The following is a 24,815-nucleotide window of genomic DNA, read 5'->3' as shown; positions in this document are numbered from 1 at the left end:
CATGACCACGACGAGTTCTACCAGCACGGTGCTGGCTCCTGCGGGTGCTGTGCGCCGCCCTCTCACCGATTGGCTGTTCGCCGTGTTGGTGCTGGCGCTGGGCGCCTGGGGTTTTGTGACGTACGGCGCGGCCATGGATGGCTACGAAAAAGCCATCCTGGCAGGCGCGGTGCCCAGCGTGATCGCCCTGGGCTGGTTCTGGCGACCCTTGCGATTGTTGCTGGTCCTGGTCGGGCTGGCCACCTGGGGCGCCATGGCCTTGTACCTGCGGCATACCGATGCCCACGGCGCAGACTTGGCTTATGCCGATCAGGTGTTCTGGCTCAAGTATTTTCTGTCCAGCCAGAGTGCCATCTTGTGGATGAGCGTGCTGTTCTTCATGAGCACGGTGTTCTACTGGATCGGGCTGGTGGCCCGCAGTGCCACGGCCACCAAGCTGGGATCTCGCCTGACCTGGGCGGGGATCTTCATGGCGCTGGTGGGTACGCTGGTGCGTTGGTTCGAGAGCCATCAGATCGCGCCGGACATCGGCCACATTCCGGTGAGCAACCTCTATGAGGTCTTCGTGCTGTTTGCCTGGCTGACGGCTGCGTACTGGCTGTACTACGAAGACCGCTTTGCCCGCATGGGGCGTGACCTGGGCTCCCTGGGTGCTTTTGTGATGCTGGTGGTCAGCGCGGCGGTGGGCTTTCTGCTCTGGTACGCGCTGGAGCGTGGTGCGCACGAAATCCAACCCCTGGTGCCTGCCTTGCAAAGCTGGTGGATGAAGTTGCATGTGCCGGCCAATTTCATTGGCTATGGCACCTTTGCGCTGGCCGCCATGGTGGCCTTTGCCTACCTGGTGAAGCACCAGGCCACCGAGACGCGCTGGTGGAAGCTGGCGCCGCTGTGGCTGGTAGGGGTGGTGCTGTGCTTCGAGCCGGTGGTGTTCCGCAGCAAGCCGGGCAGCGAGCCAATGCTCAGCAGCTACTGGGCGGTGTACTTTGGGATTGCGGCCTTGATCGTGGCAGCCATCGTGGGCGCGCGTCGACGCATCGCGGCGCAGTTGCCCGCGTTCGAGGTGCTCGATGACGTGATGTACAAGGCCATTGCCGTGGGCTTCGCTTTCTTCACCATCGCGACCATTCTGGGGGCTTTCTGGGCCGCCGAGGCTTGGGGCGGTTACTGGAGCTGGGACCCGAAGGAGACCTGGGCGTTGATTGTGTGGCTGAACTACGCGGCGTGGCTGCACATGCGCCTGATGAAGGGGCTGCGAGGCACTTTCTCTGCCTGGTGGGCCCTGGCGGGCTTGTTGGTGACCTCGTTTGCCTTCCTGGGCGTGAACATGTTCCTGTCGGGGCTGCATTCTTACGGCACGCTCTGACTTTGCCGGGCGGCTGGTGTGCGGTGGCACGCTCGTGCCCGATACACTGCAGTCATCTTGTGAGATCGGGATCTGTCTGCATGCGCTACGCCATCCGTGACCCTCAGGGCACCATCGTGAGCCTGCACCGTGAGCCGGTGCCAGGGGGGGAAGCCGTACCGGTTCAACACCCTGAGGTGCGGGCGTTTCTCGGCAATGAGGAGGCGCGCTCGTTTGCGCAGATGGATGCGAACCTGGTTCGCGTGCTGGAAGACCTGATCGACGCCTTGATTCGGCGTAATGTGCTGCGCATCACCGATCTGCCGCCGGAGGCGCAGGCCAAGTTGTTTGACCGCAAGCATGTCCGGGAGGGCATGCAGGCACACGCGTTGTCCTTGTATGCGAGCGGTCAAGCCGGCTTGTCGTCCTCAGGTCAGGTGGTCGCGCCCGATGGGGGGGATGCAGCGGGCACGGGTTGGGCGGATTTGATGCCCTGAGTGACGGCGCTGCCCGCGGGGTGCCGGTGGGCTGTCGTTCAGTTTGAGCGCAGGACGCGGTGCTGCAGCGCGGGCAGTTGGGTGCGAACCTGCTGTTGGCGCGCCCGGCTGAGGTCGGCCAGAACGATGCCGGGACCTTCCGCCTGGATGGCCAACACCTCGCCCCAGGGGCCGATGATCATGCTGTGACCGAAAGTGGTGCGGCCGTTTTCGTGGCGACCGCCTTGGGCTGGCGCGAGCACATGGCAGAGGTTTTCCACTGCGCGCGCGCGCAGCAGCAATTCCCAGTGAGCTTTGCCCGTGGTGTCCGTGAAAGCGGCGGGCAGCACGATGAGGTCCAGCGGCTGCGTGGCGCCGATTTGGCGGAACAGCTCAGGAAAGCGCAGGTCGTAGCAGATGCTCAGGGCGATGCGCCAGTCGCTGCCGCTGCGATCGGTGAGGGTGAAGGCCACGGGCTCGTCGCCCGGGCGCAGCGTGGTGGCCTCGTCGTAGCGTCGCTCGCCGTCATCAAAGCAGAACAGGTGAATCTTGTCGTAGCGGGCCACACGGCGGCCCTGCGGGTCATACACCAGGGTGCTGTTGTAAACCTTGTCGCTGTCAGGCGCACGAATCGGCAACGTGCCGCCGACCAGCCAGATGCCATGCGCCTTGGCGGTTTCGGCCAGGATGTGCTGCATGGGCGTGCTGGCTGTGGCGGGGTGGTCGGCATCGGCCAGGGGCTCGGCGATGGCGAGTTTGTCGGCGTCGCGCTGGCCGATCAGGCAGAAGTATTCCGGCAAGGCGATGAGTTCGGCGCCGGCCTGGGCCGCCTGCGCGATGAGGGCGCGGGCCTGGGTGAAATTGTCGTCCACCCGGGGGGTGGAGATCATTTGGATGGCGGCGGCTTTCATGGGCAGGGTGCTCAGTGGAATATCAATCAGTGGTCGAGAGCAGGTCGTTTGGGGTCGCAGCGACGTCGCCACTGTTGAAAACAATCTCAATGCTCAACGTGGATTTGACCGGGGCGCCGTTGACCTCTCCGGGGGCAAACCGCGCTGCCTTGAAAGCTGAGATCGCGGCGTTTGCCAGTGGTTCGGGAATGCTGATCTCTTCCACGTCCACTTGCTGAACGCTCCCGTGTTCGTCGATGTAAAGCTTGAGCGTGGCTTTGAAGACACCTTCGGGCGCGTCTGGCGGGAACGGGATCAGGATGTCTCCCGAGACACTCGGCCTGGCGGTCAGCAGGCTTTCATCGACATAGGTTGAGGTTGGTTGAGGCGCATCGGGTGTTGGGGCGTCGTGAGCCTCAGCGTCCTTCAACTCGCGTGCATCCTGCAATGCCGTCTTGCCATGTTGTTGCGAGGGCAACGTCACTTGTCGTGACTGCTGGGTACGTGCTGTGACTGACTTCTGCGCGGGGTGAGACAAGGTGATGCGAGTGACCTGATGGCTCCATTGGGAAGGTGCTGCGGATGCGCTGCTCCACTGGGCGCCATAGAGCAGCCATGCATGAAGGCCCGCCGCCGCCGCCATGCTGAGCAGCAAGCTGCCAGGAGTCCTGCAAAGCGGGGGCGCGCAGCCGGAGCGCTGCGCCGCGCGCCCGTCGAACATCATCAGTTGACCAGTTCTCGCCATGTCACGCGACGCGTGCCTGTTCCGCTGGCCTTGACCGGTGTTTCCTTGGTGACCGAGGATCCGTCGGACAGGTTGGTCACCCCAACGACCTTGCCGTTTGGCAGGCGGATCAGGGTCACGGCTGTGGCCAGTGCACTGGTGGTGCCTGTTGACAATGACACGCCCACATTCGAGGAGTTTTGAACTGCCTTGCCCGTCTTGTAGTCGAAGTAGTTGAGGAAGCTGGAGCCGCCTGACGAACAGGGGTCATTGGAGGCCGGCGTGTTGGAGGTGAAGGCCAGCGTGCCGAGCTGCAGGTCAGGGTCGGTGTCGATGCGCTCACCGGTTCGAGGCATGTCGGCGTACCAGCCATTCATGGTGGCAAAGTCCACGTCGTAGTTCACTGCAGTGCTGGCGGCCGTGTTGATGGTGCGTACGCCTGCTGAGTCCCTCAAAGCATGTTTGACAAAGCAGTTGGTGTTGGTTGTTGCCGTGCACGTGCTGGCCCTTGGGTTGGCGTATGTCGGCGTGGTGGCCGACGAAGAACTCGCCAGTGTGGTGGCCGTTGCAGAGGTGGCCACAGGATCCTTGAGTGCGTAAATCGTCTGTGTGGCGGTGGTGGTCACATCGCTGGCACCCAGATAGGCGCCGGTCCCGATGTAAACGACGGGTCGGTTGTTGATGTAGGAAACCTCCGGGCGCGTCGTGATCGGTTGGCGGTTGACGCCGTTGACATCGGACGAGAGCGTGGCGAGCAGTTGCACATAAGCCGTGCCGCCCGCGGCTGTCAATTGCGTCAGATCAATGCGCCAGACGTTGCCGTACAGGTCGCCTCCGTAGACACGCAGTGAGAGGTTGTTGGAGCGTGATGAGTCGACAAAGGCCGTCAATTTGGACAGACCGCTGGGGCAGGGGGCCGCACTGCAACCCGCGACGGTTGCTGTGGCGCTGCCCATCCCTGTGTCGATCTTCTTGATGAGGGCGCCGGTTTGTGCATTCAAGACCCAGACGATGCCTTTGCCGCTGCCAGGGTTGACGTTGTTGTACCCCGAAGTGACGATGACGACCCAGGTGCCATCCGACAGCTTGGTGATGATGGGGGTGCCATAGGTGTAGCCCAGGTCTGCATCGGTGATGTAGCCGGTTTCCGTTGCGCTACTGCCCTTGAACTCCCACAGAACCGAGGGCGACGTGGGGTTGGTGATGTCCAAGGCATAGTAGCCACGGCCACCTCGGCCCAGTCCGCCGACCAAAATGGTCTTCCACGTGCCGGTGCTCCCCGAGCCAAAATAGACGTCGCCGGTTTTGGGTGTGGCGTTGACATAGTTGCTGTGATTGGCCGCGTACCGCTTGTCGGCCAGCTTGTACAGGTTGGGCAGCAGCATGGACGGAATGTAGGCCCATTCTTCCGCGCCCGAGCTGGCATTGAAGGCGTGCAGCATGCCATCGTTGGCGCCAACGTAGACCATCCCTTGTCGGTTGGCGTTGTCGGACTTGAAGGTGGCGTAGCCCGTATCGTTATAAGACCACAACGGCGCTTTCACGTAGACGGCCTGGGAGTCCACAATGTCTCCGAGAACGTGGGTGCGCTGGAAGTAATAGGTGGTTGCATCCGGGCCTTCGTTGCTGCGATCACCGCGCAGGTAGTTGACCAAGTTGATGCCGCCTGCACCGGTGGTGGTGCCTGCGGTGGTGCTGTTCACTTGTGCGGTGGCATCCAGGCAGTTTGCGCCGCTGCTGCACAACTGGGACAAGGGTTGAAGCGGGGCCGAGCCGCTGCTGATGGCCGCTATCTGGAAGTAGCTGCTCATGCCGGCGGCGTCCAGCGCGGCCCAGGTGAAGTCCATCCTCTGCCCGGAGGTCGGGTTGTAGGTGTAGATGGTGCGTGTGGTGTGCGAACGGTTGTCCAGCAGCGGCGTGGCATAAGTCTGGGTGGTCGTGTCCGAGAGTACGGTGCCGGACTGTGACCAATCGGCATTTTGAGACAGGGCGCCGGTGGTCAGGTCCAGCGTGTAGCGGGCGAGCTCGCCGTACCACAGTGCGGACTTGAAGGTCGACTTGAAGAGGTAGTTGTCGCCCGTTGAGACATTGGGGTTGCTGGTGGTGGCGGACGCCGAGCTGGAGATGAGGGCGTTCACGCCGTTCAGGAAGTCGGTCAGGCTGTTTTGCAATGAGGCCGGGTCTTTGGCGGAATAGAAGGAGCCTCGTCCATTGACTGCGGCGTGCCACAGGTCGTCAATGGTGGTCTGGGTGTCGCCCACGGGGGTGGGCCAAGTACAGGCGCCAGAGGTTTGCCATGAGCAGGTACCTGCTGCAGCTGTCGTGGCGCTTGTGATTGTGCCGGCCTTGACATTGAAAAAGTCGCCGCTGGTGACGGAGGGGCTGGCGTAATTGGCTTGGTAGAGCATGTAGCCAGATGCGCCCAAACCCAGCGTGGAGGTGTACATCCGTTGCTGCTGATCGGCGACGTCGTTGCTGGCGACGTCGGTGCCAGCGGTGTTGGTGGTGTTGTTGAACGTGCTGCTGCGGATGTCGGTGGCGTAGTAGTACTGCGCCACATCGGCCAGGGTATTGGAGTTGTTGAGGCGGTCGAGTGCCGCGCCGGTCTCGCTGCCGTCTTGATTGCCGACGGCCGTTGTGCCGTCGATTTGAACACCGTTGCTGCTGCCCGCATTCCAATAGCCGTCGGTGGACAGCAGGGTGAAGTTCCGTTGACAGGAGTACTGCATGGGGTCGGTGACGTTGACCGTGGTGTTCCCACCCCACAATGCCTGGTTACCGGTCAGCTTGCCGGCATAGATGCGACCTGCCGTGGACAGGGCCGAGCGCAGGCTGGTGCCGCCTGTGGGGCGGGCATTGGCGATCTTCTGAAACCACAGGTCTTTTTGCCCGCCACTGGTGGCGGTGATGTCGGCGATGTTCAGGAAATCGTTGCCAACGTTGGTCGAGTTGTTGATGCTCATGTAACCGAGCCGGTAGCGATTGTCCAAGGTCGCAAAGGCCGTCGAGATGGCCGATTTGGCCATCTGCATGCGCGTGTGGTAGTAGGCCCACCAATTGGCGAAGTTGGTCATTTCTTCGTCATAGGTGCATACGCTACCGGCGCAATCGCTGCGGCTGCTGGCCTTGGGGTAGGTGTTGCCTGAGGTAATCGTGACTTGTGTATTGCTGCCTACCCCAGCGACAGCGCTTAAGCCGCCACTGAGGGCTGTTGCTGAGACGCTGACGCGGTTGGTGCTGGTCACCACCGGGGTGTACGTGATGTTGCCCAATGAGCTGGGAGCACTGATGGTTACTTTGTAAGTCGTTCCCCGCCATGACGTGGTGGATGTGTCTTCAGCGCTGTAGCCAGATACCGTGCAGCTGCCCGTGATGGCGGCAGTACAGTTGTTGACCGCATTAACGATCAAGGTTGTCAGCGTTGCCATGTTGGAGCTGGATTGCGGCGCCGAGAGAATTTCCAGCCCGTTGATCTTGATGCTGCTGACAGTCTTGGAGTTGCTGTTTTGTTCAGTGAGGGTCAAAACTGACGTTGCACTTGTCGCTTGCACCGCCCCTTGTCCTGGCCACTTGGGGTAGGTGTAGGAGCCTGCGATGCGACTGGCCTGGCAAGTCGTGAGGGCCGAGCTGGTACACCAGCGCAACAAGGCTGGATAAAGGTACGTGCTGCTGGGGGCGGACTGTGTAACGCAATTGCGCAAATTCGGGGCGTCGCAGTACTCCCCCGCCACGAAGGTGTAGTACTCCGCACTGCCTGCCAGGTTTTGCCAGGTGTTGCCGCTGGATGAGTCCGGGAAGGTGATGATGTTGTTGGTGCCAGTGTTGTTTGTTGCACCTTCAACTTGAATACCATAAGCATCGTAAGGCACCTTCGTCCACGCGTTGGTGTACGTGCTGTTCATGCTCTGGCGTGGCGTGCCGTTGTATTGCAGCGGTGGCGCGTAGGTGATCGTCGGGTTGTAGTACGTTGCATTGAAGCCGCTGTTGCGGCGCAGGCTTGTGAGGCAGGTGCCCGTGCATCCCGAAACACTGTCATTGGCCCAGTCCGGCATGAAGTCCCAGTTCATGCTGCCTGAGTCATCCAAAATGAAGAAGATATTGGGCTTGACCGATGCCGCCCCGGAGGTTTCCAGTGGCGCTGTGGCGAGGTCCCACAAGGCCGCGGGGGCGTGGGCAGGCAGCAGGCTGAGGACGATGACGAAGGTTGCGGTCACGTACCCGGCGGGGGAGGCTCTCCGTGGCTTGAAAGAGGGCGACAGTGCCGTGAGGGGACGGGTAGAGTTTTGCATGATGTGATCCTTCTCAGCCGGACTTCACAAGGCCACGATGGCTTGTGTGAAGCTTTCGGTGTTGCGGGGGCCAACAACTTTGACGGTGATGCGGTAATAGACTTGGCTCAATCCAGCCAGGTTGTCCTTCTGCGAGTCGCAACTGCTGCCGCCTGCGCAGGTGCCAGCGCTGGCATAGGGCGATGTTGTGCAGTCGTTACTGGTGCTTTGAGCGTCACCCGCCAAAGCACACATGCGCTGGATCACGTACGAGACGGTGTTGCCGGCGTTGTCCATGGTCAGGGATTTGGCGCTGCTGTTGAGGTGGTCGTCCCAGAACTTGCGCCAACTCTCCTGGCTGGTGGTGTCTGGATCCTGCCGGTTGGCCAGGTAGCCATAGGTCGCCTGATTGCAGGCCAGCACCGGGAGCGTGCTGGGCGTACAGGCGGTAGCGGTGGTGGAGCTGGTCTTCCCGTTGTTGTCTTCTAGCCAGGCGACGGCCGCTTCCACGCCCGCGTCTGCGGAGTGGGTGGCTGCTTGCTGGAAGGCGAGGTTGCCGGCAATCACATTGGCGGTGTAGACCGAGCGAACCAGGGCGATGGCGGCCAAGGTCATGGCCACCAGCACGATGAGGGCCATGATCAGGACGATGCCTCGCTGGGCCACGTGTCGTGGCGAGTGTTGAGGGTTCAGCATGTCGATTCACCTCCGCGCCAGATCATGTTGCGCAAGGGGATGGTGGTTTCCTGTGCCTTGTAGCGGTAGCCTCTCCAGCCATTGGTGCTGCCATCGCTTTGGCTGAGGTCAATGGTCAGCGCTGTCGGGTTGAGGGGGGAGCCAGATGTGACAGCCGTCGAGCCACTCCAGGTTGGGTTGCCCAGGCCCCCGTCTGCTTCCAGCTTTTTGTCGTAGGCCGCGCTGCGACCCACCAGCGCCATGCGCAGGGCGACGATGCGCGCACGGGCGCAATGGATGGGGGGGCTGGCCGTGCTGGCGCCGGTGGCCGTCTCGAGCAGCGGGTTGGCCTGATCCCATTGGCTGACGATGCCGGTCATGCTCGACGCGGTGCTGGTGTCTCGACCATACTGCGCACGCAGACTGACGATGCTGCTGGCGACGGGCACCCAGACATCAGGATCCGGGGTGGTGGCGTAGCTGCTGGTGCCGCAGTTCTTGGCGGTGTAGTCACACATCGTGAGGATGCCTTTGCGAATGGCATAGGCGCGGATGACAGGTGCCCGTCCCAGGTTGAATACCACGCTGCCGACAGGAAGGCTGGCCACACCATTGCTGACGGTCAGGCTGGCGCCGGTGATCCCCGTGACTTTGCTCAGTTTGAGTGTGCAGTTGGGTGGGGTGGGGCGGGTCAGGGCTTCGGCAATCACAAAGTCGCCCACAGTGAAGTCCGACGGATTGCTGACGGTATAGCTGGTGCTGGTCGATGTGCTGGTCATCGCGCGCCCCTCTGCCGGGTTGTCGCTGCTACCGTACATCACCAGCAGGGTGTCGGTGTTGGCATCCCCTGCGGGCACCTGCGTGGTGGCGGGGTTGATCACGATGGGGGCGATGGCATCCAAGGTAACCGTGGCCGACTCCCCTGTTGGCGTGTACGCCAGGGTGCAGCCCAGCAGGGCGGCGTTCGATAGCCCATAGCCCGCCATGCGGATTTCACGCTCCAGGTTGTAGAGGGCGATGGATGTGTTCATCTGTGCATCGTTTCCGCCCACCGTGTTGCGCTTGTTGGCATCGGCATTGGAGAGCATTTGCAACATGATGACAATGGCCATCATGCCGATGACCAGTCCGACCATGATCTCGATCAGGCTGAAGCCTGATTCACGGTGGCGGGGAGGGGACGCGCGCATGTTGATACTCATCATTTGATTCGTGCAATTGCCGTGTAGCTGTGCGCAGTCGAGTCGCTGGGGGCTTTCCAGAAGACGGTAACCACAGCTTGGTTGCTGGCAACGCCACCTGTGCCACCTGCCGCCACACTGGTCACGGCAATGGTGGGCGTGTTTTGGGTGGTGCTGACGCCCGGCAAGCCTGAGGCAATCACCTTGCTTCGCCACGTTGTGTAGGGGGTGCCGCTCTCGAAATTGGTTTTCAGGGTGGCCGGGGTTTTGTCGCTGGCCCACATCTGACTGATGACATCGTTGGCCATCATGGAGGCGATGGCTCGGTACTCGGCAGCAGAGGATTGTTGAATGGCAGTGGCCTGCAGTTTCACAATGCCCAAGATGCCAATGGAGAAGATCAGGATCGCGATCAGGGCCTCCAGCAGCATGACGCCGGCTTGCGCCGGTCTGCGATGCGACCGAGAGGCACGAGGGTGTTGGGAGAACGTTGTCATGTCAGCACGCTGTAGGGTGGCTTTGCGTAGAAACCCCGGTGCCGGTGATGCTGGGGTCGCACATCCGGATCTGGCCTGCCGGGCTGACGACAATGCGCAGGCAACGTGCGGTGCCTCCGGTGGTGCCTAGGCAGGTGGCCGACGCACTGTTCACGTTGATGGTGAGGGTGCCGGTTGATGTGGTTGGGTTGGTGGACGGCACTTGACGTCCGAGGCCATTGAAACTCACCACATACTGCGAGGCATTGATCGCAAGGGTGTCTCCGTCGCCGCCTGCGGGGCTGCGCTGGACAATGAACGGCGAGGTGGTGTCGCTGAGGCTGTCGCCACACTGGCCCTCAGGCGTGGTGCTGCTGGTCAGGTTGACGAGCCAGTTGGTGCCGGATGTGGACACGCTGCAGCTGCTGTCCAGTGAGCTGACCAGTTGGAAGCGTACCTGAGTGTTGCGGCGCACAGCCTCGGCCCGAGCATGTTGTAAACCGGCCTGAATCGACTCCGCCGCGCTCCGGATTTTGGCGTTGCGCAACCATTCCGCAAAGGACGGGATGCCCATGCCCACCAGGAGCGCCAGCAAGGTGATGCCAACCATCAATTCGATCAGAGAGGCGCCCCGACTCTGCCGTGCTGGATGCCGGGGCCGGGAGGTGGGAGGCATCATCCGCATACCCCACCCTTCTTGATGACCCAGCAGGTGGTGGAGGTAGTCCATCCGGTTGGCACGCCGGTGGTGGCTTTGTTGCCGCTCTGGTCGACGGTGTAGACAAAACCGGTCATGGCTCCCGTGCCGGTGGCCGTGATGGTGTACGCGGTGGCGGATGAGGCTGCGCAGGTGAAGGTGAAGAATCTGCTGCTTGTGGTGTCGGATGCGCCGACATAGCAGTCGGTGCCGGTTGCCGCGCGATAGCTGCGACTGTCTTGGAACCATTGTTCCATCTTCACTTGCTTGGAGGCGAGCTGAGAGGTCGCTTCGGGAATGCGGCCCCGGGTGATGTAGTCTCGGTAGGCGGGCAACGCAATGGCAGACAAAATCCCAATGATCGCCACCGTGATCATCACTTCAATGAGTGTGAAGCCCCGGTGCGTGCGGCGCAGGAGGGGGTGGGGTGTGTTGCAAGCAGTCATGCCAAAAGCCTTTGTTGGTTGATTTCATGATCGGGCAGCTCACGCCACCTGGGAAGGTGGATGTACCCGATCTGGGTCAAACCTGTTGGAAAAATCACAGTCTGGCAACGAGGGCGCGCCTGCGGCGACCCGCGTGGCGGACACGCGCACCGTTCATCGTGTGCGGTTGACCGCCTGGCGGCACCTTCGGTGAGGTCTCGGTTCAAGAATCGGGGGATGGGCTCAAAACAACGCCGAGCTCAGCCTGCGGCGGTATTTGTCCACCACCGGATCGGCCGCCGTCACGGCCACCTTGCCTGCGATTTCCAGTTGCGGTTTGCCCTCGGCGCCTGCGGCCGCGGCTGCCTTGGGTGGAATTGGCTTGGGTTGCGGCTTGCTCATCACTTCCAGGATGGCCACATAGGTCTTGCGGGCCAACTCGTCGTTCCAGCCCTTGTCGCGCAGGATGATTTCCAGCAACTCGTCCATGGCTTCGGTGAAGTGGCCGCTGGCGAAGAAAATCTGCGCCAGTTCGAAGCGAGCGGTGAAATCCCGTTTGTTGCCTTCAATCGCCGCCGACAGCTCCGCCGGCGATCGCCCCTGGCGGGCCGAGGCCAATGCGTCGATGTAGCGGCCAAAGGCGTTGACGCGTTGTTCGGCCAGCAGGCCCGTGGCGCGGTCGGCCATCGGAGCGAAGATGGCCTGGGCACCTTCCAGCGCGCCTTCGGCCAGCAGCAGCTTGATCAGGTCGTAGCGGGCTTCGTCGTTGCCCGGGTCCTTGGCCAGCGCGTCTTCCAGCTTGGCCAGCGCCGTTTCCGTGTCGCCGGATTCGGCCAGTTGCTCGGCCTCCAGGGTCTCCAGTTCCGAGGCGATTTCGCCTTCGGCGGGTACATGCTTGTCCAGAAACTCACGGATCTTCTCGGCGGGCAGGGCCCCCACGAAGCCGTCCACCGGCTGGCCGCCCACGAACATCACGCAAAACGGGATGGAGCGCACGCCAAACATCTGCGAGAGCTGACTCGTGATTTCTTGCTGTTCGTCGGCATTGACTTTGGCCAGCAGGAAGCGGCCGGCATACTCGGTTTCGAGTTGCTCCAACACCGGGCCCAGGGCCTTGCAGGGGCCGCACCACTCGGCCCAGATGTCCAGCAGCACGGGCTGTTGCAGGGAGGCCTGGATCAGGTCGGATTCAAAGTTGGCAAGCGTGATGTCGATCATGGTGGGCGGATCTTTGGGGGGTGATTCAGATTGTGCGGCGCGCCGGGGCGGCAGCGCCTAAAATTCAGGGTTTTGAGTGACGAGGACGAGCCGTGAGCAGCACGACAGGTTTGACAGACGCCATCAAGGTGGGCGTGGTGATGGGATCCAGCAGCGACTGGGATGTCATGCGCCATGCCGCTGACATTCTGACCGAGTTCGGCGTGCCTTTCGAGGCTCAGGTCGTCTCGGCGCACCGCATGCCCGACGACATGTTCCGTTACGCCGAGGCCGCGGCCGGCCGGGGCCTGGTGGCCATCATCGCCGGGGCGGGGGGCGCGGCTCACTTGCCCGGCATGCTGGCAGCCAAGACCACGGTGCCCGTGCTGGGCGTGCCGGTGCCTTCGCGTCACCTGCAGGGGGTGGATTCGCTGCACTCCATCGTGCAGATGCCCAAGGGCATTCCGGTGGCCACGTTTGCCATCGGCACTGCGGGCGCTGGCAACGCCGCCTTGTTTGCCGTGGCGATGCTGGCCCATGGCGACGCGGCCCTGCGTGCCAAGCTCGACGCCTTCCGCGCTCGCCAGACCGAGGTGGCTCGCGCCATGACGAACGACCTGACCCTGGACACCAAGGCATGAGCACCCGCACCGATGTGATCTTGCCCGGCGCGACGCTGGGCGTGATGGGAGGCGGCCAGTTGGGCCGCATGTTCGTGCACGCGGCCCAGGCCATGGGCTACCGCACCGCGGTGCTGGACGCCGATGCGAGCAGCCCGGCGGGCCTGGTGTCGCATGAGCACATCCGCACCGCCTACCTGGACGAAGCTGGGCTGTCGGAGCTGGCCCGCGTGTCGGACGCCATCACCACCGAGTTCGAGAACGTGCCGGCCCAGGCGCTGGACCAGCTGGCCGCATCGCGGCCGGTGGCGCCGGCGGGCCGCGCCGTGGCCATCTGCCAGGACCGCGCCCGCGAGAAGGCGCACTTCATGGCCTGCGCGGTGGCTTGCGCGCCGTATGCCGTGATCGAGACCCCCGAACAACTGGCCGCCGTGTCCGACGACCTGCTGCCCGGCATCTTGAAAACCACCCGCCTGGGCTACGACGGCAAGGGCCAGGTGCGCGTGAAGACGCGCGCTGAACTGGTCGCTGCGTGGGGCGAGCTGCAGCGCGTGGGCTGCGTGCTGGAAAAGATGCTGCCGCTGGCCTACGAGGTCAGCGTGCTGGTGGCGCGGGGCCGCGATGGTCAGGTGGTGCATTTCCCGCTGCAGGAGAACCTGCACCGTGACGGCATCCTGGCCGTGACGACGGTGCCGGCGCCCCATGTGACCGAAGCCGTGTCGCAGCAGGCCTATGCCGCCGCGCACCAGATTGCTGCGTCCATGGACTATGTGGGCGTGTTGTGCATCGAGTTCTTCGTGCTGCAAGACGGCCGCATCGTGGCCAATGAAATGGCACCGCGCCCGCACAACTCGGGGCACCACACGATCGACGCCTGCGACGTCTCGCAGTTCGAGCTGCAGGTGCGCGCGATGACCGGCTTGCCCCTGGTCGCGCCGGTGCTGCACAGCCCCTGCCTGATGCTCAATTTGCTGGGCGACCTGTGGTTCCCAGGTGGGACCACCGAACAGGTCGAGCCCGACTGGGCCGCCGTGCTGGCGCTGAGTGGCACGCACTTGCACCTGTATGGCAAGGCCGAGGCTCGTCAGGCGCGCAAGATGGGGCACCTGACGGTGACCGGCGCCACGCCTGAGGCTGCGCGGGCCACCGCCTTGCAGGCGGCGGCCATCTTGGGCATCGCGCCTTTCTGATCTTGCCGTTTCCAACGTCGCCCACAGGACGCACCCATGCCCATGCTCGACCCTGCCACCCAGCCTGATGCGATCGAGCGGGCCGCCCAGCGCTTGGCCGAGGGGGGCTTGCTGGCGCTGCCCACCGAGACCGTCTATGGCCTGGGCGCGCGCGCCGACGACGACGCGGCCGTGGCGCGCATCTTTGCCGCCAAGGGCCGGCCGGCTGATCACCCCTTGATCGTGCATGTGCCCAACCCGCAGGCGGCGCTGCACTTTGTGTCGGCCTTTCCGCCCGTGGCACAGCGTTTGACGCAGGCCTTCTGGCCCGGCCCGCTGACGGTGATCGTGCCCCGCGATCCGCGCGTGGCCACGGCCGCCGCTGGGGGGCATGACACCATCGGCCTGCGTTGCCCTTCGCACCCGGTGGCGCGCCAGTTGCTCGATGCCTGCGCGCAGCACGGCATCCTGGGCGTGGCGGCGCCGAGCGCCAACCGTTTTGGCCGCATCAGCCCCACCACCGCGCAGCACGTGCGCGAAGAGTTCGACGGGCGTGGCACCGGGCTGGACGAGGTCTGGGTGCTCGATGGCGGGGCGTGTGAGGTGGGCATCGAGTCCACCATCATCGATTGCTCGCGCGGGCATCCGGTGCTGCTGCGCCCTGGCAGGCTCACGCTGGCCGAGATCGAGGCGGCGGCGGGCGAGTCGGTGCAGTGGTCGCGCCCTGAAGCCCCGGATCCAGCCGCGCCCAAGGCCGCCGGAACCTTGCTGTCGCACTACGCACCGCGTGCCCGTGTGCGCTTGATGAGCGACACGCAGTTGGCCACCGCGCTGGATGTGATCGAGCCCGAGTTGAGTGCCGCCGCCATCAGCGGTGTGCACAAGGCGCCGCGCATTGCCGTCTACTCGCGCAGCCTGTGGGCGCACCGGCCGCCACATCCGGGGATCTTGCACCGCTCCATGCCAGGGGATGCCGGCACGGCGGCGCACGACCTGTTTGCCGACCTGCGTGAGATGGACGCCGCCGGGGTCGAGCTGATCTGGGTGGAGGCGCCGCCGGCCGATCCGGCCTGGGATGGGGTGCGCGATCGCCTGGATCGGGCGGCTGCGTGATGGTTGCTCGTTCTGTGGTCAACGCGAGCGCCAGCTTCTTTACATGGCAGACTGACGCCGACGCCTGAGGCGTTTTATGCTGTCGGGCTGCTGCCTTGAACGAATTTCCGGAGATTCCATGTTTGTCACCCCCGCCTCTACCTTGCCTGTGACCTTGCGCCGTGTGGGCTGGGTGACCTTGGCATGCGCCTCCCTGGTCCTGTCGGCGTGTGGCGGCGGTGATCGGGCGGCAAACTACAAACCTGCCAGCATCGTGTCGTTCGGGGATGAGAACAGTGCGTTGGGCAGCGTGTCTGTGTCGGGTGGAGATGTGGTGGGAACCGTCAAGGGGCTGACCTACGCCGTGAACAGCTTGGTCAATGCCATCCCCACCTTCTGCACGGACCAGACCGCCAACACCCTGTGCGCCGCGTCACTGGCCGATGTGAAGAGTTTCACAGCGGCTGGCACGCCCGCCTATGGGTACTTCAGCAGCGTCAACACGGGCAATGTGGTCAACGTGGTCACGCGCATTGACCTGGGCCAAGGCGACTACGCTGCCGTGACTGGCGCCGCTCTGAAGCGCACGACCGACCAGATCTACAACTGCGCGGCCACCACCATCTGGACTCAGTATGTGGCCCGCGCTTTTGGCAAGGGCTATGCGGCAGACTGCCCGCTGGACCGATCCGGTGCGGTGAGTTTCGCCGCAGACAAGGCCAAGGTGGCCGACCTGGCGTCTCAGATTGCGGCGGCGAAGTCGGCCGGGCAGCTGAACGAGGGCGCTTTGGTCACCGTGTGGCTGGGGCAGAACGACTTGGTTGAGATTTTCGACAATGCGGGCATCACGGACAAGGCCGCTGCGGCGACCCAGCGTGCGATCACGCTGATTGACGGCGTCAAGCAAATCCTGGCCACAGGCGCCAAGGTGGTGCTGGTCAACGCGCCCAATCTGGCCTATTCGCCCTACGCGCTTGCGCTCAAGTCGGAAGCCTGTGCTGGCGTGAGCGCCCGACCGTGTAACCCGGACATGGATGCTTTGGTGGTGGCCTTCAACAAGCAGCTGATCACCAGCCTGGGCACCGAGTACGCGTTGAACGGCCGCAAGTTGGGTTACGTGGATGCCGCGCAGCTCACCAATTCATATGCACGCAGCACCAGCCATGAAAACAAGCGTCAGTGTGACGCCGCCAAGATGACTCGGCCGGATGGCACGTTGGACAACACCTCCTTGCTGTATTGCAACTCTGCCACCTTGGTGAGTGACAGCAACATCGGGGCCTATCTGTGGACCGATGACCGGCATTTGTCGATAACGCTGCACAACCTCATCGCTCAGACCGCACTCACCCGCGCCTCCGAGCAGTTCTGATGACGCGTGGCCGCGCGCAGCCTGCGTGCGGCTTCAGCGGTATCGCAAGCGCATCACCAAAATGGCCGACGCCAGCGTCAAGGTGATGGCATTGGCGATGGTGATGGGCCAGGATCCCACGGCCATGCCATAGAGCAGCCACAGCGCCACGCCGGTGGTGAAGGCGCTGTACATGCCCACGGAAATTCCCTCGACCTGGCGGGTGCGGAAAATCAGCCAGGCCTGCGGGATGAAGGCGCCGGTGGTCAGGATGGCCGCGCACGCGCCGACCCACTCAATGGCGTCGGGCGTCAAGGGCAGCAGGGTTTGAAGAGGGTTCACGGGCAGACTGCTTTCATTCATTGATCTTGCCGGACCCAGTTCAGCAGGGCGTCCAGCACGGGCCGCGCGTTGGCGGCGCGAGGATGCTGAATGAGGCCCACGACCACGTGGCGACGACCACTTTCCCCGTCCACATAGCCGGCCACGGCTGCCACGCCGGACAGGGAGCCCGTTTTCACGCGGGCGTAGCCAGCTGCCCCCTGCCAGCGTCGCGTGGTGCCATCCACCCCGGTCAGGGGCAGGGAGGCCACCAGATCGGGCATGGCGGGGCTGGCCCACAGCACCTGAAGCCACTGCCCCAGGCACAAGGCGGTGCTGCCCTCCGTGCGCGACAGCCCCGAACCGTTGTCGAGCACCAGGTGTTCGGCGCCACAAGGGGAGGGCGAGTGGGCGGTGGCTTCGCGCACGGTCTGGGCCGCGGCCTGCGCGCCCCCCAAGGTCAGAAACAGCTGTCGGGCCATCACGTTGTTGCTGAACTTGTTGATGTCGCGCACGACCTCGGCCAGCGGGGGCGAGGTCCAGCTTTGCCACACGATGGCCTCCGTGGGCCAGGCGCCTGAGCGCACCTGGCCGTCCAGCTCGCCGCCCAGTTGCAGCCAAGTCTGCGTCAGCAGGCGGGCGGCGAAGTCGTCACCCTCCCCACTTGCCCACAGCACCGGCCAGGTCTGGGGGCCACAGCTCAGCGGATAGGGGCCACGCACGCGCACCTGCCAGGGGGGCAGGCCGTGTCGGGGCCAGCCGGGCGCGGGGCGCAGTTGCAGGTCCAGCGCGGCGCGCCAGTCACCGCACACGCTCTGGGCGTCGGGCGTGAGCTCGGCCTCTACGCTCACGCCTGCAAGCGCAGGCTCCATCGCCACGCGCACCTGCCCGGGGTGGGCGGTGTCGGGCATCAGGTGCAGGGTGAAGGCCTGGTGGTTGAGCAGCAAGGCATCCGGGCCGGCGTTGTAGGGCCGCAGGCCCTTGCCATCGAAAGCCCAGGGGTCGTGCGCGGGCAGCTGAAAGGCCTGACGGTCCAGCACGATGTCACCGGTGATGCGCTTCAAGCCCGCCCCACGCCAGCGCGACAGCATCAGGTAGACCTGCTCCATGCGCAGGCTCGGGTCACCGCTGCCGCGCACATGGACCGATCCGTCCAGGGTGCCGTCCGGGCGCAAGGTGCCGGTCAGCGCGACGTCGGTCTGCCAGGTCCAGGCCGGACCCAGGGTGCGCAGCGCGGCGCCGGTGGTGAAGAGCTTCATCACCGAGGCTGCGGGCCGCAGCGTTTCGCTCAGGTGCTGCAGGCGGGGTGGGCCGCCTTCTGCGGGGGCCACCCACAGCGACACGGCCTCAGCGGGAATGCCTTGGGCCTGCAAGGCCGACACCACCGGTGCGGGCAAGGGCGACGCCACACCCTGGGCGGGGCTTTGCGCCCAGGCCTTGACGGCCCCCAGCAGAAGCAGGCCGCAGGCCAGAGACCACCGCACGGCGGACATGGCCAGGGGCGTTCGGGAAGCAGGGGACAATCGCAGACTGCGCATGCTCACATCATAGAAGGCGGCGCACTCGCTACACTCCCTGCCATGTCTGTTGCCGCGCCTGTTCTGCTTGCCCTCGATACCGCCACCGACCGTGTCCATGCCGCACTGGCCGTGGGCGAGGTCGTCCAGACGCTGGACCTGCCCGGAGGCGCGCAGGCATCGGCGCAGTTGCTGCCCGCCCTGCGCGGCTTGCTGGACGTCGCCGGTCTGGCCTGGTCCGACCTGGACGCGATCGCGTTTGGCAGTGGCCCGGGCGCCTTCACCGGTTTGCGCACCGCCTGCTCGGTCACGCAGGGGCTGGCACTGGGTGCCGACTGCCCGGTGATCGTGCTCGACACCCTCATGGCCGTGGCCGAAGACGCGCGTCAGCAGGCGCCGCAGGATTGCGCGCCCGGCGACGTGGTGTGGGTGCTGCAGGACGCCCGCATGGAGGAGCTGTACGTGGGCGCCTTCACCTGGGATGGCGCCGACTGGCAGGTCGCGCAGGCGGCACAGTTGTGGCCCTTGACCGAGCCGGTGGCCCGCTGGGCACAGGGCCGTCCGGACGCCGCAGACGGCCTGAGCCTGTGCGGCAATGCCCTCCTGGCCTACCCGGACCGTTTTGCCCCGCTGTGGCCGCTGGGGGCTGCGGTGCTGGGCGGGACGGCCGCCCCTCGTGGCGGCGCCCTGGCGGCGCTGGCGCAGCGGGCCTGGGTGCGCGGCGACACGGTGGACGTGGCCTTGGCGCTGCCCCGTTATGTGCGCAACAAGGTGGCGCAAACCACAGCCGAGCGACGTGCCATGGCCCAGGCGCCACGCTACACCGATCGCCTGATGACGGCGGCTGACATCCCCGCCGTGCTGGAGATGGAGCAGGCCGCCTGCGTGCACCCCGTGCATGCCTGGACCGAGGACAACTACCGCTCCTCGTTGCGCTCGGGCTACTGGATGCGGGTGCGCTGTGAGGCCGACAGCGGCCGCATCGTGGCCGTGTGTGTGGCCATGGACGGGGTGGATGAAATCCACCTGCTCAACATCGCCGTGGCCCGTGCGCAGCAGGGGCAGGGCATCGCGCGCGCGCTGTTGGACTTGTTGTACGAGCGTTGCCGGGCCCGTCAGGCCAGCCTGCTGTGGCTGGAGGTGCGCCCCAGCAATGAACGCGCCTGCGCGCTCTACACCCGCGAGGGCTTTGTCGAAGTGGGCCGGCGCAAAGGCTACTACCCTGCGCCCGAGGGGCGCGAAGATGCCTTGGTGATGCGTCGCGACATCGCGCTGGGAGGACCTGAGCATGCGGTGGCCTGAGCGTCAGCGCGCCATGCTGCGCGAGATGGGGATTCCAGCGTTCTGGCCGGTCGAGCCCGAGGCGGGCGAGGCCGCTACACCCAGCCCGGCCAGCGTTGCGGACGCCGCCCCACGCGAGCCCCCCCCGCCCCCCGTCCCCTCACCCGCTCGCGCCGCGGAGGCCCCGCCACCTGCGGTGAACGTGGCCGAGCCAGCCCCAGTCCGCCCGGCCGCTCGGGCCACCCGCCCCGCGCCCGCCACGGCGCCCACCGGGCGCGAGGCCCCGCTGGCTGACGTGGCCCTGGGCGCCCGCCCGGCGGGCATCGACACGATGGACTGGCCGGCGCTGCGCGCTGCCGTGGCGGGTTGTCAGGCCTGCTCACTCAGCCAAAGCCGCACCCAGACCGTGTTCGGCGTGGGCCACATCGAAGCCGACTGGATGATCGTGGGTGAAGCCCCCGGCGAGCAGGAGGACAAGCTGGGCGAGCCCTTCGTGGGCCGTGCGGGGGAGTTGCTCGACCGCATGCTCGAAGCGGTGGGCCTCACGCGGGCCGAGGCCCCGGCCACGCAGCAGGTCTTCATTGCCAACGTGCTCAAGTGCCGGCCGCCGGCCAACCGCAACCCGCTGCCGACAGAGGTCGCACAGTGCGAGCCCTATCTCTTGCGCCAGATGGCACTGGTGCAACCCCGGGTGGTGCTGGCGATGGGGCGCTTTGCGGTGCAGTCGCTGCTCAAGTCCAGCGAGCCGCTGGGCAAGTTGCGCGGGCGCGTGCATCAGGTGCAGGGGGTGCCGGTCATCGTCACCTACCACCCGGCCTACCTCTTGCGCTCACCGGCCGACAAGGCTCTGGCCTGGGACGACCTGTGCCTGGCGCGCGAGGTGCTGATGCAGTCGCGGGCTCAGTCACCTGATCGGGGGGGCGATCAATCGCCCAGGTAACGGTGGCGACGGAACCACCACACCAGCGTCACCACCACCATCGCCATCAGGCCGAACGCCAGCCAGAAGCCATCGCTGGAATGGATCAGCGGCAGCGCATCGAAGTTCATGCCGAACACGCCGGTGATCAGGTTGAGCGGCAAGAAAATGGCCGTCAGCACCGTCAGGGTGCGCATGATGGCGTTGGTGCGACTGCCTTGCAGCGAAAAATGCATCTGCACGGCGCTCTCGGACGACGTTTCCAGCCGGCGCACATGGTTGAGCACCCGCTCAATGTGCTCCTGCACGTCACGGGAGCGCACCCGCAGCACCTCCCGCTCGCGGGCGCTCACCGGGTCGGTGGGCACGGGCCAGTCTTCCAGCGCGTCGATCCACTCCTGCAGGGCGCTGCGCTGGTCCTCGCAGATGTCCTCCAGCAGGTGCAGGGTGTTGCGCGACGCCAGCAGCGCCTGCCAGTGGCGAAAGCGCCCGCTGCTGCGCAGCATGTCCTGCTGCAGATAGCCTAGCTGGCGGGTCAGCAGCCGGCGCAGGTCCAGGTAGCTGTCCACCATGTGGTTGACGATGCGCAGCATCAGGTCGGCCGGGCTGGGCGGCAGGCGCGAAGGCCCCCGGCCTTCCGTGCGATGACCTTGGTGCAGCCCGGCGAAGTCATGCTCTTCGAGCACGCCGGGATCGACGCCCAGGTGCGACTCCTCGTCGTCGTGTGGGGAACGTGCGATGCCGTTGAGCGGCGCCACCCCACCCGGTCCTCCTTGCCCAGCTTGCCCCATTTGGCTCAAGCGGGTCTCGAAGAAGTCCCGCACCGAGCAGTCGGCCGGATGCACTGTCAGCAGCACACGGTCGAACACCGCAAAGCCCACCGGGCTGGTGTCGATGGCGGCCAGAGCCTGGCTGGCGCTGGAGGCCGTGCCGCGCTCCTCGTCCAGGAACATCCGCTCGGTGCCCTGGCCTGCGGCCAGTCGGCGGAACACCAACAGGTCGTACCACGAGGTGTAGTCGTACTGCGAGGGCAGTTGCGGGTTGAGCAGGTCGGAAACGTGCAGGTCCACCAAGCCACCGCCGGCCAGGCGGTGCAGGTGCTGCTGCGCCCGCTCCAGCTGCACCTCGAAGACGCGGCGGCTGCAGGTCACCCACAAAAAGCCCTGCGGGGGCAGGGTGGCGGGCCAGTCAGGCAGTTCGGTGAAGCTGTCGTGGATCAGGAAAAAGCGCACGGAAACCCCTGGGTGACGTCGCCCGCATCTTAGCCGTGGGCGCGCAGCTGCTCGGCCGCTTCCAGCGCGAAGTAGGTCAGCACGCCATCGGCGCCCGCGCGCTTGAAGGCCAGCAGCGATTCCATCATCGTCGCATCGTGGTCCAGCCAGCCGTTTTGCGCGGCGGCCTTGAGCATCGCGTACTCGCCACTGACCTGGTAGGCAAAGGTCGGCACCTTGAAGGTGTCCTTCACGCGGCGCACGATGTCCAGGTAGGGCATACCGGGCTTGACCATGACCATGTCGGCGCCTTCTTCGATGTCGAGGGCGACCTCGCGCAAGGCTTCGTCGCTGTTGGCCGGGTCCATCTGGTAGACCTTCTTGTTGCTCTTGCCCAGGTTGGCCGACGAGCCCACCGCGTCGCGGAAGGGGCCGTAGAAGGCGCTCGCGTATTTGGCGCTGTAGGCCATGATGCGGGTGTAGATCAGGTTCTGCGACTCCAGCGCCTGGCGGATGGCGCCGATGCGCCCGTCCATCATGTCGCTGGGGGCGACGATGTCCACGCCGGCTTCGGCCTGGGTCAGCGCCTGGCGGGTCAGCACCTCGACGGTCTCGTCATTGAGGATGTAGCCGGTCTCGTCCAGCAGGCCGTCCTGGCCGTGGCTGGTGTAAGGGTCGAGGGCCACGTCGGTCATGATGCCCAACTCGGGAAAGCGGCGTTTCAACTCGCGCACGGTGCGTGGCACCAGGCCCTCGGGGTTGCCGGCTTCGCGGCCATCGGGGGTCTTGAGCGAGGCGTCGATCACGGGGAACAGGGCCAGCACCGGCACCCCCAGCGTCAGGCAGCGTTCGGCGGCGGCGTACAGCGCGCTGCGGCCCAGGCGCTCGACCCCCGGCATCGAGCTCACGGCCTCGCTGCCCTCGTCCTGGTCCAGCACGAACACCGGGTAGATCAGGTCATCGGCGCGCAGGTGATGCTCGCGCACCAGGCGACGGGAGAAGTCATCCTTGCGCAGGCGGCGGGGGCGGTGGTGAGGGAAGGGGGGCGAGATGGTCATGGTGAGGTGCGCTCAAGCTCAATCGGGGCATGGGGATGCAAACATGCCAAAGTTGGCACAAATTCCGGTCTGGTGGTGTGGCTCTGGCGAGCCATCGCGGGACAGGGTTGGGCATCCCCCCTATAATCCACTTTGAATGATACGCCGCAAGGCCTCATTCCCTGCTTTTCCTCCCTGAGCAGGTGCCTTACCGTGATGACAGCGTGAAGGCTTGCAAGCCCTGGCCTCTGGCCAGGGCTCTTTTTTTGCACTTTGCAAAACTTTGCGCGGCCGGTGCGGGGGCCGGGTGGCCATAATCGGGCCATGAGCAATGCCTACCTCTGGGTCAAAGCCCTCCACATCATCTTCGTGGCCAGCTGGTTTGCCGGTCTGTTTTACCTGCCGCGCCTGTTCGTCAACCTGGCCATGGTGCCGGCCGACAGCCACGCCGAGCGCGAGCGCCTGCTCATCATGGCCCGAAAGCTTTACCGTTTCAGCACCATCTTGATGGTGCCGGCGCTGGTGTTGGGCTTCCTGCTGTGGCTGTATTTTGGCGTGGGCAAGGGGCCCGGACAGATCTGGATTCACATCAAGCTGCTGCTGGTGCTGGGGGTGGTCGGTTACCACCACATCTGCCGCAAGCACCTGCGCACCTTCGAGAGCCTGCAAAACCGCCGCACCCATCGCTGGTATCGGGTCTTCAACGAGGTGTCGGTGCTGCTGTTTGCGGCCATCGTCCTCCTGGTGGTGCTCAAGCCCACCGTGGGCTGAGCGGTCTGGGCGCCGTGTCCCGGCCTGCCATGCCTGAACATCGCAGCGCGGCCTGGCCCCTGACCTGGGTCGCGGTCGCCCTGGTGGTGTATGCCACGCTGTACCCTCTGACGGGCTGGGAGTGGCCTGACCGCCATGAGTTCACGTGGCTGCTGCCCAAGCACCGCCATGAGGTGGCCAATGACCTGGTGGGCAACATCCTGGGCTACCTGCCGCTGGGGCTCATCCTGTGTCTGGCGCACCTGCGCAGTGGCCGCACGGCCTTGTGGGCGGTGCCCCTGACGTTGTTGCCGGCCTCGGGCCTGTCGTATGCGCTGGAGTTGGCGCAGTTTGCGTTGCCCAACCGGGTGCCCTCCATCACCGACTGGATGCTCAACACCCTGGGCGCCGCTTGGGGCACCCTGGCCGCCGTCACCGTGCACGCGCTGGGCCTGGTCGATGGCTGGCACCGCTTGCGCCAGCGCTGGTTCATCCCACAGGCAGGCATGGGCCTGGTGCTGTTGTGGTTGTGGCCGTTGGGGCTGCTGTTTCCGCCGCCGTTGCCGTTGGGGGAGGGGCAGTTGTGGCCCCATGTGCGCCTGGCCTTGGTGGACTGGATGGCCGACACCCCCTGGCAAACCTGGCTGCTGCCGGACGACCCGCTCAGCCTGTGGGCGAGCGTGAACATGCCGGGGGTGAATGCCGTGTGGGCGGCCCCGATCGAGGTTCTGACGGTGGCGGCCGGTCTGCTGGCGCCGCTGTGCCTGGCCTGCGCCGTGGCCCGTTCCCCCCGGCCGCGGTTGGTGATGTGGACGGCCTTGGTCTTGTCGGCGATCGGGGCCAGTGTCTTGTCCACCGCGCTGAATTTCGGGCCGCAGCACGCCTTCAGCTGGGTGACCCTGCCCACCAGTGTGGGCTTGCTGGTAGGCGCGGCCGGGGGCATGCTGCTGGTGCAGCGCACGCGGATGACGTGCGCGGTGCTGGGTGTGGGCGCGCTGGTGGCGCTGATCGGCCTGATCCACCTCGCCCCCCTCGATCCCTATTACGCCCAGACCTTGCAAGCCTGGGAGCAAGGGCGCTTCATCCGCTTTCACGGCCTGGCACGCTGGTTTGGCATCCTGTGGCCCTATGTGGCCCTGGGCTGGCTGCTGACGCGCCTGCGGGGCCGTGAAGGCCGGCCGGCCCCCACCCCATAA

General features: G+C 65.2%; 23 protein-coding genes. 10 read left to right on the top strand and 13 right to left on the bottom strand.

Going from position 1 to position 24,815, the window contains the following annotated elements; translation table 11 throughout:
• Window position 1 precedes the first annotated feature (1 nt).
• Window positions 2–1,363 carry a c-type cytochrome biogenesis protein CcsB gene (gene ccsB / locus AC3WW4_RS17240; protein ID WP_488829655.1) on the top strand — a complete coding sequence of 454 codons (1,362 nt, stop codon included), beginning with the start codon at window positions 2–4 and terminating at the stop codon, window positions 1,361–1,363.
• A gap of 80 nt (window positions 1,364–1,443) precedes the next feature.
• Window positions 1,444–1,839, top strand: a complete 396-nt coding sequence (locus tag AC3WW4_RS17235) for a hypothetical protein (protein WP_488829654.1) — start codon at window positions 1,444–1,446, stop codon at window positions 1,837–1,839.
• 38 nt (window positions 1,840–1,877) lie between these two features.
• Here AC3WW4_RS17235 and AC3WW4_RS17230 read toward each other — a convergent pair whose 3' ends face one another.
• The 9 genes from AC3WW4_RS17230 to AC3WW4_RS17190 form a co-directional block, all read right to left on the bottom strand.
• Window positions 1,878–2,729, bottom strand: a complete 852-nt coding sequence (locus tag AC3WW4_RS17230; protein WP_488829653.1) for a carbon-nitrogen hydrolase family protein — start codon at window positions 2,727–2,729, stop codon at window positions 1,878–1,880.
• A gap of 22 nt (window positions 2,730–2,751) precedes the next feature.
• On the bottom strand, window positions 2,752–3,363 hold the full coding sequence (locus AC3WW4_RS17225) for an energy transducer TonB (protein ID WP_488829652.1): 612 nt from the start codon (window positions 3,361–3,363) through the stop codon (window positions 2,752–2,754).
• Window positions 3,364–3,431: 68 nt separating this feature from the next.
• Window positions 3,432–7,721, bottom strand: coding sequence for a pilus assembly protein (locus tag AC3WW4_RS17220; RefSeq protein WP_488829651.1), 4,290 nt, complete (start codon window positions 7,719–7,721; stop codon window positions 3,432–3,434).
• 24 nt (window positions 7,722–7,745) lie between these two features.
• Window positions 7,746–8,396, bottom strand: a complete 651-nt coding sequence (locus AC3WW4_RS17215; protein ID WP_488829650.1) for a pilus assembly PilX family protein — start codon at window positions 8,394–8,396, stop codon at window positions 7,746–7,748.
• On the bottom strand, window positions 8,390–9,565 hold the full coding sequence (locus tag AC3WW4_RS17210) for a PilW family protein (protein WP_488829649.1): 1,176 nt from the start codon (window positions 9,563–9,565) through the stop codon (window positions 8,390–8,392). Before AC3WW4_RS17210 ends, AC3WW4_RS17215 begins: the two co-directional genes overlap by 7 nt.
• Before the next feature lie 11 nt (window positions 9,566–9,576).
• Window positions 9,577–10,053: a type IV pilus modification protein PilV gene (gene pilV, locus AC3WW4_RS17205; RefSeq protein WP_488829648.1), complete on the bottom strand. Its 477-nt coding sequence runs from the start codon at window positions 10,051–10,053 to the stop codon at window positions 9,577–9,579.
• Window position 10,054: 1 nt separating this feature from the next.
• The gene (locus AC3WW4_RS17200; RefSeq protein ID WP_488829647.1) at window positions 10,055–10,762 is read right to left on the bottom strand and encodes a GspH/FimT family pseudopilin; all 708 of its coding nucleotides are present in this window, start codon (window positions 10,760–10,762) and stop codon (window positions 10,055–10,057) included.
• Complete coding sequence (locus AC3WW4_RS17195; protein ID WP_488829646.1) at window positions 10,708–11,175, bottom strand: type IV pilin protein; 468 nt, start codon at window positions 11,173–11,175, stop codon at window positions 10,708–10,710. The genes AC3WW4_RS17200 and AC3WW4_RS17195 overlap by 55 nt, the downstream gene beginning before the upstream one ends.
• 222 nt (window positions 11,176–11,397) lie before the next feature.
• Window positions 11,398–12,372 carry a tetratricopeptide repeat protein gene (locus AC3WW4_RS17190; protein ID WP_488829645.1) on the bottom strand — a complete coding sequence of 325 codons (975 nt, stop codon included), beginning with the start codon at window positions 12,370–12,372 and terminating at the stop codon, window positions 11,398–11,400.
• Between the two features lie 92 nt (window positions 12,373–12,464).
• Between AC3WW4_RS17190 and purE the strand changes: the two genes are divergently transcribed.
• The 4 genes from purE (at window position 12,465) to AC3WW4_RS17170 (ending at window position 16,604) form a co-directional block, all read left to right on the top strand.
• Entirely contained in the window at window positions 12,465–12,992 is a 528-nt protein-coding gene (gene purE / locus AC3WW4_RS17185; RefSeq protein WP_488829644.1) for a 5-(carboxyamino)imidazole ribonucleotide mutase, read from the top strand.
• Window positions 12,989–14,161 (top strand): 5-(carboxyamino)imidazole ribonucleotide synthase, encoded by a 1,173-nt coding sequence (locus AC3WW4_RS17180; protein ID WP_488829643.1) that lies wholly within the window; start codon window positions 12,989–12,991, stop codon window positions 14,159–14,161. Before purE ends, AC3WW4_RS17180 begins: the two co-directional genes overlap by 4 nt.
• 42 nt (window positions 14,162–14,203) lie before the next feature.
• Window positions 14,204–15,253: an L-threonylcarbamoyladenylate synthase gene (locus AC3WW4_RS17175; protein WP_488829793.1), complete on the top strand. Its 1,050-nt coding sequence runs from the start codon at window positions 14,204–14,206 to the stop codon at window positions 15,251–15,253.
• 118 nt (window positions 15,254–15,371) lie between these two features.
• The gene (locus AC3WW4_RS17170; RefSeq protein WP_488829642.1) at window positions 15,372–16,604 is read left to right on the top strand and encodes an SGNH/GDSL hydrolase family protein; all 1,233 of its coding nucleotides are present in this window, start codon (window positions 15,372–15,374) and stop codon (window positions 16,602–16,604) included.
• 33 nt (window positions 16,605–16,637) lie between these two features.
• On the opposite strand, the gene AC3WW4_RS17165 is transcribed toward AC3WW4_RS17170, so the two are convergent.
• Complete coding sequence (locus tag AC3WW4_RS17165; protein ID WP_488829641.1) at window positions 16,638–16,925, bottom strand: SemiSWEET transporter; 288 nt, start codon at window positions 16,923–16,925, stop codon at window positions 16,638–16,640.
• Between the two features lie 17 nt (window positions 16,926–16,942).
• Window positions 16,943–18,442, bottom strand: coding sequence for a D-alanyl-D-alanine carboxypeptidase/D-alanyl-D-alanine endopeptidase (dacB, locus tag AC3WW4_RS17160; RefSeq protein WP_488829640.1), 1,500 nt, complete (start codon window positions 18,440–18,442; stop codon window positions 16,943–16,945).
• Between the two features lie 42 nt (window positions 18,443–18,484).
• Between dacB and tsaB the strand changes: the two genes are divergently transcribed.
• The gene (tsaB, locus tag AC3WW4_RS17155) at window positions 18,485–19,723 is read left to right on the top strand and encodes a tRNA (adenosine(37)-N6)-threonylcarbamoyltransferase complex dimerization subunit type 1 TsaB (RefSeq protein WP_488829639.1); all 1,239 of its coding nucleotides are present in this window, start codon (window positions 18,485–18,487) and stop codon (window positions 19,721–19,723) included.
• Window positions 19,710–20,642 (top strand): uracil-DNA glycosylase, encoded by a 933-nt coding sequence (locus AC3WW4_RS17150; protein ID WP_488829638.1) that lies wholly within the window; start codon window positions 19,710–19,712, stop codon window positions 20,640–20,642. The genes tsaB and AC3WW4_RS17150 overlap by 14 nt, the downstream gene beginning before the upstream one ends.
• Here the strand turns inward: AC3WW4_RS17150 and AC3WW4_RS17145 are convergent.
• Window positions 20,627–21,853: a magnesium transporter CorA family protein gene (locus AC3WW4_RS17145; RefSeq protein WP_488829637.1), complete on the bottom strand. Its 1,227-nt coding sequence runs from the start codon at window positions 21,851–21,853 to the stop codon at window positions 20,627–20,629. The two genes, AC3WW4_RS17150 and AC3WW4_RS17145, sit on opposite strands and share 16 nt — an antisense overlap.
• A 29-nt stretch (window positions 21,854–21,882) precedes the next feature.
• Complete coding sequence (gene hemB / locus AC3WW4_RS17140; RefSeq protein WP_488829636.1) at window positions 21,883–22,890, bottom strand: porphobilinogen synthase; 1,008 nt, start codon at window positions 22,888–22,890, stop codon at window positions 21,883–21,885.
• A 303-nt stretch (window positions 22,891–23,193) separates the two neighbouring features.
• Here hemB and AC3WW4_RS17135 point away from each other — a divergent pair, with 303 nt between their 5' ends.
• Together AC3WW4_RS17135 and AC3WW4_RS17130 are read left to right on the top strand one after the other, a co-directional pair.
• A complete protein-coding gene (locus tag AC3WW4_RS17135) occupies window positions 23,194–23,640 on the top strand; it encodes a CopD family protein (protein WP_488829635.1) in 447 nt (148 codons plus the stop codon).
• A 29-nt stretch (window positions 23,641–23,669) separates the two neighbouring features.
• Complete coding sequence (locus tag AC3WW4_RS17130) at window positions 23,670–24,815, top strand: VanZ family protein (protein WP_488829634.1); 1,146 nt, start codon at window positions 23,670–23,672, stop codon at window positions 24,813–24,815.

The sequence above is a fragment of the Aquabacterium sp. TM01 genome (assembly GCF_057808345.1).
The sequence above is the reverse complement of the archived record's forward strand: the minus strand, read 5'-3'. Positions and strand labels throughout refer to the sequence as shown.